Here is a 17,111-nt window from a genome sequence, read left to right as displayed (position 1 = left end):
GCGCGGCGCTCGGCGCGGGTCAGAGCGAGAGGACCGTTTTCGCCAGCAGCTCGTACGAGCGGACGCGGGCGTCGTGGTCGGGGACCTGGGTCAGCGCCATCAGCTCGTCGGCGCCGGTCTGGGCCAGGAAGGCCGCCAGGCGCGGCGTGATGGTGCGCGGGGTCCCGATGAACTGCGGGTCGGTCTTCTCGCGGCGGAAGCGCTCCTCGGCCCCGGAGAACCGGTGGGCCTTGGCGTCGGCGGCGGTGGGCAGGGTCGTGTTGGGGTCAACCGTGCGCATCCGGATCTGCCCGAGCACGAACGCGTTGGCCTGTTCCCAGGCCCGGTCCTCGGAGTCGGCGGCGACCACGATGGCGGCGACCCCGGCGTACGGCTCGGCGCGCCACGGGGAGGGGGTGAAGGAGGCGCGGTAGGCGGCGAGCGCCTCGACGGCGAGACCGGGCACGATGGAGTGCGCGAAGACGAAGGGCAGCCCGAGTCGGCCCGCGTAGGCGGCGCTGCCGGGGCTCGACCCGACCATCCAGAACGCGGGCGGCTCGGTGGGTTCGGGAACCGCCCGCACTCCCCCGACGCCCCGGCCCGCGTTGGCGAAGTAGCCGGACAGCTCGGCGAACTGGGCGTCGAACTCGCGGCGCACGGGATCCCCCAGGCGCGCGGCGGAGACCGGCGACCCACCCGACCCACGCCCCAGCCCCAGGTCGACCCGACCCGGGTAGAGGGAGGCCAACACACCGAACTGCTCGGCGACGGCCAGCGGGGAGTGGTTGGGCAAGAGCACCGCCCCCGAACCGGCGCGGATGGTGGAGGTGGCGGCGAGAACCTGCCCGGCGAGGACGACGGGCGCCGAGGTGGCCAGCGCGGGGGTGCTGTGGTGCTCGGCGACCCAGTAGCGCGCGTACCCCAGTTCGTCCACCGCCTCGGCCAACGAAATACTGCGCCGCAACGCGTCCCCAGCGGTATCCCCGGACCACACGGGCGCCGTGTCGTGCACCGACACCGCGACAGCCTTCCCCATACCCACTCCTCCCGCACCCCATCCGGAGGCACACTCGACTTACCCCCAAGTCAAGTCGAGGCCCCCTCCCCTTGTCAAGCTTGATCGACTTCACCCCGCTGCCCAGGCCGCACCCGCCCCCTCACGACAGCGATCTCGCCACTTCCCCCACCTCAGCGGGCCGACCACCGACTCCGGCGTTCACCAACCAGCTCCGCGCGGCCTGCCCGGCGGGAGAGTTTCCTTGATCGCGAGTTGTCCCCATCCGCTGTACCTATCCACAGAGGGTTATTCAGCGGCGGAGAAGTAGAGGCCGATGACCGCGGAACTGGTGTCGGCGAAGGTGTTGACGGGGCGCCGGTGGTCGGTGTGGGGAACGCGCCAGGTTTCGTGTTGGGCGATGGCGCGTTCGACCACGACACGGAGGGAGTCGTGGTGTCGGTTGAACTCCCGTTCCCGGTCGGGCTGCTCCCGGTCTCCGGGTCTTCTGATAGGGGTCAGGACTCCGCCGCCGACGCAGCCCTCGTCGCCGAGCCAGGCGCCGGGATCCCGTCCCTCGAGAACGTGCGAGACCTCCAGGCCGACGATGTCGTTCCGAGGTCCCGGCATCGGATCCGACACCCACCTCACACGCCCGTCCAGCAACAGTGGGGCCACCGCCGCGATCGCCCGGCCGATCGTCGACCGCGACACCTCGAACGCATCCGCCGACTCCGCTTGAACCCGATTCCGACGCGAATACGCCACCGCGACCACCACGGAGCGACACAAACCGAGAACCGGCGACCACCGACGAACACACACCCCCGGCGGAGGGCGGGGGCTGTCCTGGGTCCGGGTGGGGTGTTCAAAACAAAAGGGAGTTCAGTCCCAGCCAGGCCGCACACGCCCGCGCAGGCCAGGCCACCACGCAATTGTCCCCACCCCGCCAGGCCGGGCCCACTACCCGCCGACCTGCGCCAGCCTGGACTCCACCCCCTAAGCCCCGCTCGCCCACCCCACCCAGGTTGCCTCGCAACCCTTCCCCACCCCGCCAAGCCGAACCCGCCACCCGCCGACGTGTGCCAGCCCGACCCACCACTCAATCCACCGCGCCCCACCCTCTGCTCGATGGGGTGGAACGTCTTTGTGTGGGGGGACGGACCTGCCAAGCTCGCCCGCGGGTGGGGTGGGCTTGCCCCTCCCACCGCTTTGCCCCACCGCAGGTTCGTAGGGGCCCCGCACAAAGACGTTTCACCCCATCGAGCGCAGCTCGAAAACTCGCGCCTGGACCACGAGAGAACGCAACCCCGCTGGAACCGCACCCAAGAGCCCGCGCCGTCACGGCCGATCAGGCACGATCTTCTCCGCAACATCAAGCACCAGATGCTCCGGAATCGTCACGATCTCGCCCAGGTCGTGCCGGAACGTCCCCTCCGCCAACGTCTCGAACCCGAAGTGCGGCAACAATTCCGCCACCTTCCCGTTCTTCGCCGTCGGCCGGAACTCACCGGTCACCGCAACGAACCCACCCTCCCGCGCGGCCGTCAACACCAGCGACAACACAGCCTGCTCGATCCCGCGCGCGAACACCCGGCAGCTCAGCAGGAAGTTCTCCAGCCTCAACTCGGCACCAGCGGCCCGCAGGACCAGTACGCCGACGATCCCGTTGCCGCCGAAGCGATCCGCTGTTGTGATCGTCAGCACCCGGGCGGCCGGGTCCTTGGTCAACGCCACCACGTCATCCTGCTGAAGTCGGATCGTGGTGAGGTTGAACTGGTTGGTGCGCAGTGTGAGTTGCGCGACGCGGGCGATCTCGGCGGGTGTGGCGGGGGCGAGCCGCACGGAGATTCCCAGGTCTGCCAGGAACTCACCGATCGAGTCGGAGGCGGACAGGAACTCCTCGCGGGCCGCCTCCTCGTGGTAGAGGCGGGTCCGGTGTCTGTCCTCGTCGGTGATCTCGGTGGTCGCGAACCAGTCGTCGGCGAGGATTGTGGGGGTGTGCTCGGCTGGGTCTCCCGCCACGTGCACCGTGGTTGTCGGCAATTCGGCCCGCACGGCCGCGATCTCGTGTGCGCTGTCGTCGACGAATACCACGGTATCGATGCCCACGTTGAGTTCGCGGGCAAGTCGACGCAGGTTGTCCGGTTTGGGTTGCCAGTTCGCGATCACGCGGACGAACGCGTCCGCCGGAACACCCAGGTCCGGGTGGTCGCGCAAGGCGGCGGCGACGGTGTCCGCGTCGTTCTTGCTGACAGCGGCGAGCAGAACCCCCTGCGACTGCAACTGCCGCGCCAGCCGCTGGACAGCCTGGAACGCCTCCCCGCGCGGCGTGTGCGCGACCTCGATCCCCTCGACACCGTCGTCGCCGAGAACCCCGCCCCACAACGTGTTGTCGAGATCAAGAGCCAACACCTTGCGAAGACGACCGGTGCGCGCTCGTACAAGGTGCGCGACATCCCGCGCGTAGCGGCCAAGCAGTTCGTCGGACAGATGCGCGTGCGCATAGGTGGCGAACCGGGGATCGGCGAGCGGAACCCCGTCCACGAGCGGGTCGAGGTCGAGAACCGTGACCGGCCCGGGCGCCGACCCGAGGTCGAGCAGGTCCGCGTTGGCCCGCCGCCACGCCGCGCTCAGGCGCGCGCGGCCGGGGTGGTCGATGATCCGCCCCACCCATTCGCGGGGCAGCGGCACGGTGTTGAGCACGAGCGTCCCGGTGCCGTGGTCGGCGAAGCGGCTGGCGAGGCGGGTCCAGTGCGCGATTTTGGCGGCCAGCGCGGTCTCGACATCGGCCACGGTGAACGGCGACGGCACCTCACCGAACACCGCCGTGTGATCGAGCACCGCGATCGTCACGTCAGCCGGGTTGGCGTACAGATCACTGGACGGGTCGTCGAGATCGAACGCGTAAGTGTTGAAGTCCGCGACCCGCACACGCGGCAGGTAGCCGTGACGGGCGAGTTCCGCGGTCAGCGCCGTGCCGAGCGCGTTGAGGGTGCCGCTGCCGGTGATCGCGACAGACGCGGTCGGCAGACCGGAATGCAGGGCGGCGACTTCGTCCGGGTCGACGCGGGCCAGCAGTCGTCCCGCGGCGGCGCGGTCGGCGGGATCGGCGAGCAGCGCGGGTACGCGGTCGTAGTGCGTCGCCAGGAGCCCGTCGTGGTGCAGGGCGCGCAGTTCGTCCAGTGCGGTCCGAACGGGCGCCCGGTGGATGTCCTCGGTGGTCATGGGTGTCCTCAGTTCGCGTGGCCCGCTGGCGCGAGCAGGGCGTGCAGGCGGTCGGCGAGCGCGGCGGGAGTGCGGGTGTCGAACAGGGTTGCCGGTGGCAGCGCCAGACCGGTCGCCCGGGTGATCCGGTCGGCGATCTCCAAGGCGCCGAAGGACGTCAGACCGAGGTCGAGGAGGTCGGCGGTGACGTTGAGCCCGGCCGAATCGTGGCCCAGGACCGCGGCCACGGACTCGCGGACCGCCGACATGATGACCTCGTGCGCGTCTTCGTCCGCGGGGTCGACCAGGGTGACCTCCGGCGGCGCGGACTCGACGGCGACGGCAGTCGTGGTGATCGTCCGCAGCCAGTAGTGCTCGCGCTGGAACGGGTACGTGGGCACGGAAGCGGGTTCCGCGTGCGGCCCCTCCCCCAGGACAGCCGCCCAGTCGACGGGCACGCCGCGTTCGAACAGCGCACCCGCGGCCGACACCACGGACACCGCCTCGGTCGCCGGGTGCCGCAACGCGGCGAGCGCGGTGGCCTGGCGGATGTCGGCGATCATGCCCGTGAGGGTGGCGTCCGGGCCGATCTCCAGCACGGTGTCCACGCCCAGGTCGCCCAGCGCGCGCACGGCGTCGTGGAAGCGGACCGGGAGCCGGACCTGTTCGGCCCAGTACTCCCCCGCGAGCACACCGGCGCCCGCGACCGCACCGGTCACAGTGGACACCAGCGGCACTTCCGGCTCAGTGAGAGGAATCGAACCGGCGACCTCGCGCAGAACGGGCAGCGCGGGCTCCATGTGCGACGAGTGGAACGCGTGGCTGACCGCGAGTGCCTTGGTCCGCACTCCTCGGGCGCGCCAAGCGGTGGCGAGCGACCGCACGGCGTCGGCGTCGCCGGAGACGACAGTGGCCCGGGGGCCGTTCACCGCGGCGATGGCGACGCGGGAGTCCAGGGTCGGCAGCACCTCGCTTTCCTCCGCCCGCAACGAAAGCATCGCGCCACCGGGCCGGGCCGCCTGCATCGCCGCGGCCCGCGCGACCACGAGCCTGCCCGCGTCCGCCAAGGTCAGGATACCGGCCACGTGCGCGGCGGCGATCTCCCCGACGGAGTGGCCGAGCACGGCAGCCGGTCGCACGCCCCAGCTCGCCACGAGCCGCGCGAGCGCGACCTGGAAGGCGAACAGGGCGGGCTGGGTGTTCTCGGTGCGGTCGAGTTCATCGCGCGGCGCCTCCCGGAGGAAGTCCCGCAGCGGCGCGTTGGCGTATCCCCCGGCATCGACTGCGGCGCAAGCGGTGTCGAATGCCTCGGCGAACACCGGGTACGCCTCGGCCAACTCGGTTCCCATGCCCACCCGCTGCGTCCCCTGCCCGCTGAACGCGAACCCGACTCGCGGACTGCCCGCTTCGGCGGGTCGCACGGTGTCGAGCGCGCGGCGCAGCTCCGCGGCATCAGCGCCGACGGCCACCGCCCGGTGCGCGAAGTGAGTCCGTTGGTGCGCGAGGGTTCGAGCGACGGATGCCAGATCATCACCTGCCACGAGCCGACCCCGAAGCCGGTCCGCCAGCGCCCGGACCGCCTCGGCCGACCGCCCGGTCAAGACCCACGGAACCGCGGGAGCAGAATTGTCCACTTCGGACGAAGCGCGGTCGCCCTCTTCGATGATGACGTGCGCGTTGCTGCCGCTGATCCCGAAGGACGAGACCGCCGCCCGTCGAGGCACCGACCCGCCGGGCCATGACCGCGCCGCACGGATGACGCGAACCGAGTCGGTCCAGTCGACCAACGTGCTGGGCGTGTCGGCGTGCAGGGTCGCGGGCAGGGTCTCGTGCCGCAGCGCCTCGATCACCTTGATCACCCCGGCGATGCCCGCGGCGGCCTGGGTGTGCCCGATGTTGGACTTCACCGACCCGACCCACAGCGGCGTCGCGCGGCCGTCCCCGTACGCGGCGAGCAGCGCGCCTGCCTCGATCGGGTCGCCGAGCGCGGTCCCGGTTCCGTGCGCCTCCACCAGATCGACGTCACCGGGCGCCAACCCGGCGTTCGTCAAGGCGGCCCGGATGACCCGTTCCTGGGCCAACCCGTTCGGGGCGGTGATGCCGTTGCTGGCGCCGTCGGAGTTGATGGCCGAGCCGCGCAGCACCGCGAGCACGGTCCGCCCGTCGCGACGAGCGTCGGAGAGTCGTTGCAGCACAACGAGGCCGGCTCCCTCGCCGAACCCGGTGCCGTCCGCGCCGTCGGCGAACGCCTTGCAGCGCCCGTCCCCCGCGAGCCCACCCTGCCGGGCGAACTCGCTGAACACGCGTGGTGTGGCCATCACCGTGACACCACCGGCCAAGGCGAGGTCGCATTCCCCGTCACGCAGGGCTTTCGCGGCCAGGTGCAGCGCGACCAGCGACGACGAACACGCGGTGTCGACCGTGACCGCGGGCCCCTCGAACCCGAACGTGTAGGCGAGCCTGCCGGACGCGATGCTGGCGGCGTTGCCGGTCATGAAGTAGCCGTCGAGCGGGCTGGGGCCCGCGGTGACCGGCGGCGCGTACTCCTGCTGGATCACCCCGGCGAATACCCCGGTGCGGCTGCCGCGCAGGTCGGCAGGCCGCAGCCCGGCGCGTTCCAGCGCGGCCCACGCGATCTCCAGCAGCACCCGGTGCTGCGGGTCCATGGCCAGCGCCTCGCGCGGGGCGATGCCGAAGAACCCGGCGTCGAACCCGCCAGCGCCGGACAAGAACCCGCCCACCCCGTCGTGGGCGGGCCAGCCCCGGTCGTCCGGGAACGGGCCCAGCGCGTCGGTGCCGGAGTCCACGACCCGCCACAGGTCCTCGGGTGAGTCGACGCCGCCGGGGAAGCGGCAGGCGGTGGCGACCACGGCGATCGGGTCGGGGTCGCGCCGCGCGGCCAACTCGGCGCGGGCCGCGGCCAGCTCGGCCCGGGTGGTGGCCAGCTCCGCGCTCGCGCGGCGCAGGTAGTCGATCAGCTTCCGCTCGTCGGTCATGGCGTCCCCTCAGCGCAGCTGCGCGTCGATGAGTGCGAACAGTTCGTCCACGTCGGTCGGTGCCTGCGGGGTGGGCGCGGGGGCGAGCCTGCCGAGCAGGTGGTCGGCCAGGGCGGTGGGGGTCGGGTAGTCGAACACCACCGTCGCCGACAGCCGCAGTCCGGTCACCTTGCCGAGCCGGTTGCGCAGTTCGACCGCGGTGAGCGAGTCGAACCCGAGTTCCTTGAAGGTGCGGTCCTCGTCGCCCGCGACCCCGCCGCCGAGCACGGCCCGGACCGTGCCGCGCACGGTGCCCAGCACGAGATCGCGGCCCTGTTCGGGGTCGGCGGCCAAGCGCGCGGCCAGGTCGGGGGTTTCCGCGGGCGGCGCGGCCCGCCGCTTGGCCACGAGGCCGCGCAGCACGGCGGGTGGTTCGCCCGCGGCGAGGACGGTCGTGTCGAGCCGCACGGCGACCGGGTCGGGGACGTGGGCGGCGATGGCGGCGTCGAGCGCGGCGAGGCCCTGAGCCGGGGTGAACGGCAGCAGCCCGGTCCGGCGGAGTCGCGCCCGGTCGGCGGCGGCGAGGTCGCCGGTCATGGCGCTGTCGGACGCCCACAGCCCCCACGCGATGGAGGTGGCGGGCAGGCCGTCGCGGACCCGGCGCGCGGCGATGGCGTCGAGGGCGAGGTTGGCCGCCGCGTAGCCGCCCTGGCCGGGGTTGCCGACCAGGCCCGCCGCCGAGGAGAACAGGACGAACGCGGCGAGGTCGTGGTCGCGGGTCAGCTCGTCGAGGTGGCGGGCGCCGTCGACCTTGGGGGCGAGGACGGCGCGCAGGCGGTCCTCGGTGATGCCGGGGAGGGTGGCGTCGTCGAGCACGCCCGCCGCGTGGAAGACGGCGGTGAGGTTGTCGGGGATGACCTTGGCCAGTGCGTCGCGGTCGGCGACGTCGACGGCGGCGAACTCGACGGCGTCGCCCAGTTCGGCCTTGAGTTCGGCGGCGGCCGGCGAGTCGGGGCCGCGCCTGCTCAGCAGGAGGAGGCGTTCGGCGCCGTGCCGGGTGACGAGGTGGCGGGCGAGGTGGGCGCCGATGCCGCCGGGGGCGCCGGTGATGAGGATGGTGCCGCCGGGGTCTCGCGGGGTCGGGAGGGTGAGGACGACCTTGCCGATGTGGCGGGCGTGTTGGAGGTGGCGGATGGCTTCGGGGGCGCGGTCGACGGGCCAGGCGGTGACCGGTGGCGGGGTGAGGGTGCCGTCTTCGAACAGGGCGACGAGGTCGGCGAGCATCTCGGCGATGCGGTCGGGGCCCGCTTCGATGAGGTCGAAGGCGCGGTAGGTGATGTCGGGGCGGACGGTGTCGCGGATGTCGGTCTTGCCCATCTCGATGAACCGGCCGCCGGTCCTGAGGAGGTCGAGGGAGGCGTCGACGAACTCGCGGGCGAGGCTGTTGAGGACGATGTCGACGCCGCCCGCGTTCGCGATGGGTTCGGCGAAGGTGAGGTCCCTGGAGGAGCCGATGGTCGCGGCGTGTGCGACGGCGGGCCACTTGGCGGGTGAGGCCGTGGCGTGGATGGTCAGACCCCAGTGGTGCGCGAGTTGGATGGCGGCGCCGCCGACACCGCCCGCGGCGGAGTGGATGAGCACGGATTCGCCGGGTTTGGCGGCGGCGAGGTCGCGTAGGGCGTAGTAGGCGGTGAGGAAGACTGCCGGGATCGCGGCTGCCTCGGTGAAGGTCCTCGTGGCGGGGATGCGGGTGACGAGGCGGTGGTCGGTGACGGCGGACGGGCCGATGCCGCCGCTGATCAGGCCGAAGACGCGGTCGCCGACGGTGAGTCCGGTGACGTCGGTGCCGGTCTCGGTGACGATGCCCGCGCCTTCCGTACCGAGGTCGGCGGCGCCGGGGTACATGCCGAGGGCGAGCATGGCGTCGCGGAAGTTGAGACCGCTGGCGCGCACGGCGATCCGCACGTCGGTCGGCCCGAGGGGTTGCGGCGCAAGGGGGTTGAGGACCAGGTCGTCGGCGGATCCGCCCGCCCCGGCCGCCAACCGCCAGTCCTCCGCGTCCGGGGTGGGCAGTGGCGCGGCGAGCCCGCGGAGCCTGGGGACCAGCAGGCCACCGTGGCGTTCGGCTTGCTGCGGTTCGTCCGCGGCGAGCGCCTCGACGCGCTCGTTCGCGCTGTCGAGCAGCACGATCCGGCCCGGCTCCTCCGACTGGGCGCTGCGGACGAGCCCCCACACGGCGGCACCGTCCACTGTGGGCCGCTCCCCCGGCACCGCGGCCACGGCGCCGGTCGTGCGGACGACGATCGTGCCGCTGTCCGCGGCGAGCGCCCGGCGGAGCGCGTCGGCGAAGTCCGCCAGGTGGCTTTCCAGGCTCGTCGAGCCGATGGCGGGCACGTGCAGAACGGTGTGCGCGGGCGCCTCGGCAGGCGTGGCCGCCTCCCAGGTGACGTGGTGCAGGGGGACGTCGGCGAGGTCGACGGCGCGGAAGTCGATGCCCGCGATGTCGGCGACGACGCGGCCGGTGGGGTCGGCGATGCGCGCGGTGACGCTGTCGTCGCCCTTGCGGAGCCAGACGCGGAGCCTGCCGTCGGCCGGGGTGAGGGTGGCGCCGCGCCAGGTGAAGGGCAGGCGGGTGGCGCCGGAGAACCAGCCCACCAGGCCGACGCCGTGCAGCGCGGTGTCCAGCAGGGCCGGGGAGAGGGCGAAGCCGGTGGGGCCGTTGACCTCGATCTCGGCGAAGACCTCGTCGGCGCGGCGCCAGGCGGCGCGGAGGCCTTGGAAGCTCGGGCCGTAGTGGTAGCCCGCGGTGGCGAGGTCGGTGTAGACCGCGTCCACCGGCACGGGCTCGGCGCCGGCGGGCGGCCAGGCGGGGAGCCACTCGCCGAGTGGTGCGGGGGCGGTGGCGGAACCGGTGGCGTGGACGGTCCACTCGGCGCCGAGCGGGGTGTCGTGGGTCCCGGGGCGGGTGGAGATGGTGATGGCGCGGTCGGCGTCGACGGCGACCTGGATCTCGACCGGGTCGTCACCGAGGACGACCGGGCGGGCGAGGACCAGTTCGGCGATGGTGGGGGCACCGAGGAGACCGGCGGTGTGGGCGGCGAGTTCGGTGAGTGCCGCGCCGGGGACCAGAACGGTGCCCTCGACGGCGTGGTCCGCGAGCCACGGGTGGGTGCTCAGGGCGACGGTGCCCTGGGTGAGGACACCGTCGGGGGTGCGGATGACCGTGTCCAGCAACGGGTGGCCGGTGGGGCGGGCGGGAGCTGTTGTCGTGGCGTCGAGCCAGAACCGCCTGCGGTCGAAGGCGTAGGCGGGCAGGTCGAAGACGCGGCGCCGGTCGCCGAGGTAGCCCGCCCAGGTGACCGGGACGCCGCGCACCCAGGCCTCGGCGACCGAGGCGAGGACGCGGTCCAGTCCCCCGTCGCCGCGGCGGAGGGTGCCGAGGACGGCGAGGTCAGGGCGGTCCACCTCGTCGAGGGTGTCCTGCACGGCGACCGACACCACGGGGTGCGGGCTGATCTCGATGAACACCCGGTGGCCCGCCGCCGCGGCGGCGCGCACGGCCGGGTCGAGGCGGACCGCCTGGCGCAGGTTCCGGTACCAGTAGTCCGGTTGGAACAGGCCGTCCGGTTCGGCGAGCGCGCCGGACACGGTGGAGAAGACCTGGGCGGTCGGCTCGCCGAGCACCACCTCGGGGAGCACGGACCGGATCTCGTCGGCGATGGACTCGACGTGGGCGGTGTGGGAGGCGTAGTCGACGTCGATCAGCCGGGTCCGTGCGCCGAGTTCGTCGAACCGGGCCTGGACCCGGGCGACGCCGTCGGGGTCGCCCGCGACGACCGTGGCGCGGGGGCCGTTGTGCGCGGCGACGCTGACGCCCGGTTCGAGCAGCGGTTCCACCTCGGCGGCCGGGGCGGCGATCGACAGCATCGCGCCGCGCCCGGCGATGGCCCGGATGGCCCGGCTGCGCAGCGCGGCGACGGCCGCCGCGGCAGGCAGGGCGAGCGCGCCGGAGGCGACGGCGGCGGCGATCTCGCCCTGGGAGTGCCCGATCACCGCGGCCGGGGTGACACCGAAGGACCGCCACACGGCGGTGAGCGCGGTCATCGTCGCCCACAACGCGGGCTGCACGACGTCGACCGACGCGTCCGGGCCCTGCCCGGCGAGGTGCCCCAGCAGGGACCACCCGGTGACGGCGTCGACCGCGGCGGCGGCCTCGGCGAGCCGTTCGGCGAAGGGCGGGTACTGCTGGAGCGCGGTGGCCATGCCGTCCCATTGCGCGCCCTGCCCCGGGTAGAGGAAGACGGGCTCGTGCGGTCCGGTGGCGTGCCCGGTCACGACGGACGGGTGCGGTTCGTCGGACGCCAAGGCGTGCAGGGCTTCCCGGGCCTGCTCGGTGCCGGTCGCGACGATCACGGCGCGGTGGTCGAACTCGGGCCGGGAGCGGACCAGTTCGGCCGCGACGTCGGCCAGGTCGCGCTCGGCGTCGAGGTAGTCGCGCAGTCGGCTCGCGGCCAGGCGGAGCGCGGCGGGCGACTTGGCGGACAGCGCGAGCGGGACCGGGCGGGCGAGGGGCTCGACCGCCTGGTGGTCCTCGACGATCGGGGGCTCCTCGATGATCACGTGGGCGTTGGTGCCGCTCATGCCGAACGCGGACACCCCGAACCGGCGCGGGCGGGCGCCGCGCGGCCACGGCGTGTTCTCGGTGAGCAGCGCGACGCCGTCGGACCAGTCGACCCGGGTGCTCGGGGCGTCGACGTGCAGGGTCCGGGGCAGGGTCTCGCGGCGCAGCGCCTCGACCATCTTGATCACCCCGCCGACGCCCGCGGCGGCCTGCGTGTGGCCGATGTTGGACTTGAGCGAGCCCAGCCGCACCGGCTCGGGTCGCGGCGCGCCGTAGGTGTTGACGATCGCGTTCGCCTCGACCGGGTCGCCGAGGGTGGTGCCGGTGCCGTGCGCCTCGACGGCGTCGACGTCGGCGGGGCCGAGCCCGGCGGCGCGCAGGGCGTCGCGGATGACCCGTTCCTGGGAGGGGCCGTTCGGCGCGGTCAGGCCGTTGGAGGCGCCGTCCTGGTTGACCGCCGACCCCCGCAGCACGGCGAGGACCGGGTGGCCGTTGCGCTGGGCGTCGGAGAGCCGCTCGACGAGCAGCACGCCCGCGCCCTCGCTGAACCCGGTGCCGTCGGCCGAGTCGGCGAACGCTCGGCAGCGCCCGTCCGGGGACAGGCCGCGCTGCCGGGAGAACTCGACGAAGGTGTCCGGGGTCGCCATCACGGTCGCGCCGCCCACCAGGGCGAGGTCGCACTCCCCGTCGCGCAGGGCCTTCGCGGCCAGGTGCAGGGCGACCAGCGACGACGAGCACGCGGTGTCGACGGTGAGCGCGGGCCCGGTGAGGCCGAGGGTGTAGGCGACGCGGCCGGAGGCGACGCTGCCCGCGCTGCCGGTGCCGAGGTAGCCGCCGTGCTCGCCGGGGGCGGTGCGGGCCCGGGCGCCGTACTCGGTGTAGATCAGTCCGAAGTAGACACCGGTGCGGCTGCCGCGCAGCGTGGTCGGGTCGATGCCCGCGCGTTGCGCCGCCTCCCACGAGGTCTCCAGCAGCAGCCGCTGCTGCGGGTCGACCGCGCGCGCCTCGCGGGGGTTGAGCTCGAAGAAGGCGGGGTCGAAGTCGGCGGCGTCGTGCAGGAAGCCGCCGTGCCTGGCGTAGGAGGTGGCGGGGTTGTCCGGGTCGTCGTGGAAGAGGGCGGCCAGGTCCCAGCCGCGGTCGTCGGGGAACTCGCCGATGGCGTCGGTGCCGGATTCGACCAGCCGCCACAGGTCCTCGGGAGAGGTGACGCCGCCGGGGTAGCGGCAGGCGGTGGCGACGATGGCGATCGGTTCGTCGGTATTTCTGGTGATCTGGCGGGTTTCGGTGGCCTGGGAGGTCAGGAAACGGGCCAGGTCGCGGGGGGTGGGGTGGTCGAAGACGAGGGTGGCGGGGAGTGGGGTGCCTGTGAGCTTCGCTAGGTGGTCGCGGACTTGGACTGCCGTCATGGAGTCCAGGCCGAGGTCGCGGAAGGGCAGGTCGGGGCGGACGGCGTTGGGTGAGTCGTGGCCGAGGAGGCCCGCGACGACCTTGCGGACCGTGGCGAGCGCGGCGTCGGGAGTGGCGCCGATGCCGTTGCCCGCGTCCGCGCTGCGAAGTTGGCGGGTGCGTGGGGCAGGTGCGTGGGTGGTGGCCGCGACGGTGGTCGGGTCGATGGTGCGGAAGGTGAGGGCGTCGATGGTGAGGACGGGCAGACCGGATTGGTCGACAGCGGTGAGTGCGATGGTGTCGGTGCCGGTTTCGGTGATGAGGAACCTGAGAGCGGTGGCGTTGCGGGCGTGCAGTCGCACGGCGGTGAAGTCGAAGGGGGCGGTGATGGTGTCGCGGGGGCGGGCGAGGAACTGGGCCTGGATCGCGCCGTCGAGCAGGGCGGGGATGATGGCGTGGCCGGGGATCGGTTCGGGGACGGCCACTTCGGCGGTGACGGTGTTCGAGCCGCGCGTGATTGCGTTGAGGGCGCGGAGTTCCGGGCCGTAGTGGACGCCGGTCAGCGTCTCGTAGGCGACCTCGACGGTGTGCCCTTCGGGGAAGGTTGGAGGGTGTGGAACCGGGGTGTCGTCGGCGGTGAGGACTCCGGTGGCGACCTTGACCCAAGCACGGGAGTATCCGGTGTAGACGGTCAGGTCGCCGTCGGGGCTGACGGTGGCTTGCAGGTCGATGCCGCGTTCGGGGACGTCTACGGGTGCCAGCAGGGAAAGGGAGCGCACGTCCGGTAGGCCGAGTTCGGCGCCGATGGCGAGCGCGAGGTCGACCAGGGCGGTACCGGGGAGCACGGTGCGGTCGCCGACGCGGTGCGCCGCGGTCCAGCCGGTGCCCGGGATGTGCCCGCTGACCAAGGCGCTGCCGTCGGCACCGTGGACGACGGCGTCGAGCAGCGGGTGTTCGGCGGACGTGGCGCCGCGCGTGGTGACGGTGTCGAGCCAGTAGCGGCGGAGTTGGAACGGGTAGGTGGGCAGGTCGACGACGCGTCCCGGGGTGTGGGCGGACCAGTCGACGGCGACGCCTGCGGCGTGGGCGTGGCCCGCGGCGACGAGGAACCGGTCGAGGCCGCCGTCCTCGCGGCGGAGGGTGCCGAGGGCGGTGCCGTCGGGGACGGTGTCGCCGAGGGCGGCCGTGAGGACCGGGTGGGGGCTGATCTCCAGGAACACCCGGTGCCCGGCGGCGGCCAGTCCCGCGACGGTGTCGCTGAGGCGGACCGGTTGGCGGAGGTTGTCGAACCAGTACCCGGCGTCGAGAGTGGTGGTGTCGATCGGGCCCGCGGTCACCGTGGAGTGGAACTCGACGGCGGATCGTCGGGGGCGGACCTCGGCGAAGGCGGTGGTCAGGTCGTCTCGGAGCGCCTCGACGGCGGGCGAGTGGGACGCGTAGTCGACGGAGATCACTCGGGCGCGGACGTCGGTGTAGGACTCGACCAGCGCGGTGACGGCGTCGACCGGTCCGGCGACGACGGTTGAGCGGGGGCCGTTGATCGCGGCGATCACCACCCCGTCCCGCAGGTGCTCCGTGACCTCGTCGGCGGCGAGTTCGATCGACGCCATGGTGCCGCTGCCCGCGATGGCCGCGATGGCGCGCGACCGCAGCGCGACGAGCTTGGCGGCGTCGGCGAGGTCGAGCGCGCCCGCGACGTACGCCGCCGCGATCTCGCCCTGCGAGTGGCCGACGACGGCCGCCGGGGTGACCCCGACCGCCTTCCACTGCGCGGCGAGGCCGACCATCACCGCGAACAGCGCGGGCTGCACGACCTCGACCCGGGCGAACACCTCCGGGTCGGCACCGCGCAGCACGTCGACGAGGTCCCAGTCGGTGTGCGGGGCCAAGGCGTCGGCACAGCGCCGGATCTCGTCGGCGAACGCGGGCGCCTGGTCGAGCAACGCGGCGGCCATGCCGACCCATTGCGCGCCCTGCCCGGGGAAGACGAACACGGGCTGTTCGACCCGCACGCTGTCCCCCACCGCCGCGCGCGGCGACGGGAGGTCCGCGGCGACGGCGGCCAGCGCCTGGTCCAGTTCCGCCAGCGTGCCGCCGACCGCGACGGCCCGGTGCGCGAGTCGTGCGCGCGCCGTGGCGAGGGTGTGCGCGGTGTCGGCGAGGTCGCCGCCCGCGGCGAGGAAAGCGCGGATGCTCTCGGCATGCGCCCGGACAGCCGCCGCGCTCGCACCCGACAGCAACAACGGCACCGGGGCACCGTCTTCGCCTAGGGTCGGTTCCGCGGCGGCCGGTTCGGGGACGGCTTCGATGATGACGTGCGCGTTCGTCCCGCTGATGCCGAACGACGACACGGCCGCGCGGTGCGGTCGGTCGCGGGGCGGGAGCGGGGTGGCGGTGGTGGCGATGGACAGGCCTGAGGTGGGCCAGTCGAGGTGCGGGGACGGGGTGGCCGCGTGCAGGGTGGCGGGGAGGGTGCCGTTGCGCAGGGCGAGGATCGCTTTGATCACGCCGCCGACGCCCGCCGCGGCCTGGGTGTGGCCGATGTTGGACTTGAGCGAGCCGAGCAGCACCGGGTCGGCGGCGGAGTGCGCGGCGCCGTAGGTGGCGGCGAGGGCACCGGCCTCGATCGGGTCGCCGAGCGGGGTGCCGGTGCCGTGGCCCTCGATGACGTCGACGTCGGCCGGGGTGAGGGCGGCGTCGGCGAGCGCGGCGCGGATGACGCGCTGCTGGGCGGCGCCGTTGGGGGCGGAGAGCTGGGTGCTGGCGCCGTCGGAGTTGACGGCGCTGCCGCGCAGGACCGCCAGCACGGGGTGGCCGAGGCGCCGGGCGTCGGAGAGGCGTTCGATGAGCAGCAGGCCGACGCCCTCGGCCCAGCCGGTGCCGTCGGCGTCGGCGGAGTAGGCCTTGCACCGGCCGTCCGGGGAGAGGCCGCGCTGCCGGGAGAACTCGACGAACGTGCCGGGGGTGGCCATCACGGTCGCGCCGCCGACCAGGGCCTGCGCGCACTCGCCGCGGCGGATGGCCTGGGCGGCGTAATGCAGGGCGACCAGCGAGGACGAGCACGCGGTGTCGACGGTCAGCGCCGGTCCCTCCAGCCCGAAGGCGTACGCGACCCGGCCGGAGGCGATGCTGCCCGCGCTGCCGAGTCCGATGTAGCCCTCGAAACCGTCGGGGGCGCGGCCGTGGCGGGAGCCGTAGTCGGCGTACATGACGCCGACGAACACGCCGATCCGCTGCCCGGCCACGGACCTGGGGTCGATCCCGGCCCGTTCGAACGCCTCCCAGGCGGTGTGCAGCAGGAGCCGCTGCTGCGGGTCGACGGTCAGCGCCTCGCGCGGGCCGACGCCGAACAGCTCGGCGTCGAAGTCGGCGGCGTCGTGCAGGAAGCCGCCGGACCCCGAGTAGGTGGTGCCGGGCTTGTCCGGGTCGGGGTCGACCAGGTCGGCGGGCCAGCCCCGGTCGGTGGGGAACGGCCCGACGGCGTCGCGGCCGTCGGCCAGCAGGTCCCACAGCTGCTCCGGGGTGCCGACCCCACCGGGGTAGCGGCACGCCATCGACACGACCGCCAACGGCTCCCGCGCGGCGGAGGTGACCTCCTCCAACCGCGTGCGCGTCCGCAGCAACTCCGCGGTGGTGCGCTTGAGGTAGTCGCGAAGTGTGTCCTCGCTAGACATCGGCGGCACGGCTCCCGTCACTCGCTCAGTTCGCTTTCCAGCAACGCCACCAGCTCATCACCGCGCGCCAAACCGCCACCAAAGCTGTGACATGGCCTCGGCTCCGCCGAGGCGGCGAGAGCTGTGACAATGGCCGAGGCTCCGCCTCGGCGGCCAGATCGCCTTTGATCCGATCTCTTCCCTCCCGATTTCGCGAGGCCCCAGGGGGCCCCGCGAAATCGCTCAGTCCGGAGACCGGCGCGATCTCGCGGGCGAGCGGCGAGGAGATGCCCCAA

General features: G+C 73.5%; 5 protein-coding genes. All 5 read right to left on the bottom strand.

From position 1 onward, the window contains the following. Positions 1-19: 19 nt before the first annotated feature. The 5 genes from V5P93_RS16470 to V5P93_RS16450 all read right to left on the bottom strand — a co-directional run bounded on the left by V5P93_RS16470 (position 20) and on the right by V5P93_RS16450 (position 16,845). Entirely contained in the window at positions 20-1,015 is a 996-nt protein-coding gene (locus tag V5P93_RS16470; protein ID WP_104476581.1) for an MsnO8 family LLM class oxidoreductase, read from the bottom strand. A gap of 267 nt (positions 1,016-1,282) precedes the next feature. Beyond that, on the bottom strand, positions 1,283-1,651 hold the full coding sequence (locus V5P93_RS16465) for a transposase family protein (protein WP_281261637.1): 369 nt from the start codon (positions 1,649-1,651) through the stop codon (positions 1,283-1,285). Between the two features lie 663 nt (positions 1,652-2,314). Beyond that, positions 2,315-4,201 (bottom strand): HAD family hydrolase, encoded by a 1,887-nt coding sequence (locus tag V5P93_RS16460; RefSeq protein ID WP_104476577.1) that lies wholly within the window; start codon positions 4,199-4,201, stop codon positions 2,315-2,317. Between the two features lie 8 nt (positions 4,202-4,209). Beyond that, positions 4,210-7,176: a type I polyketide synthase gene (locus tag V5P93_RS16455; protein WP_104476575.1), complete on the bottom strand. Its 2,967-nt coding sequence runs from the start codon at positions 7,174-7,176 to the stop codon at positions 4,210-4,212. A 9-nt stretch (positions 7,177-7,185) separates the two neighbouring features. Next, positions 7,186-16,845 carry an SDR family NAD(P)-dependent oxidoreductase gene (locus V5P93_RS16450; RefSeq protein ID WP_374066288.1) on the bottom strand — a complete coding sequence of 3,220 codons (9,660 nt, stop codon included), beginning with the start codon at positions 16,843-16,845 and terminating at the stop codon, positions 7,186-7,188. Positions 16,846-17,111 lie beyond the last annotated feature (266 nt).

Origin of the sequence: Actinokineospora auranticolor (assembly GCF_041897805.1) — a bacterium.
In the GTDB taxonomy this organism is placed as follows: domain Bacteria; phylum Actinomycetota; class Actinomycetes; order Mycobacteriales; family Pseudonocardiaceae; genus Actinokineospora; species Actinokineospora auranticolor.
This window is presented reverse-complemented; position numbering and strand designations above follow the sequence as displayed.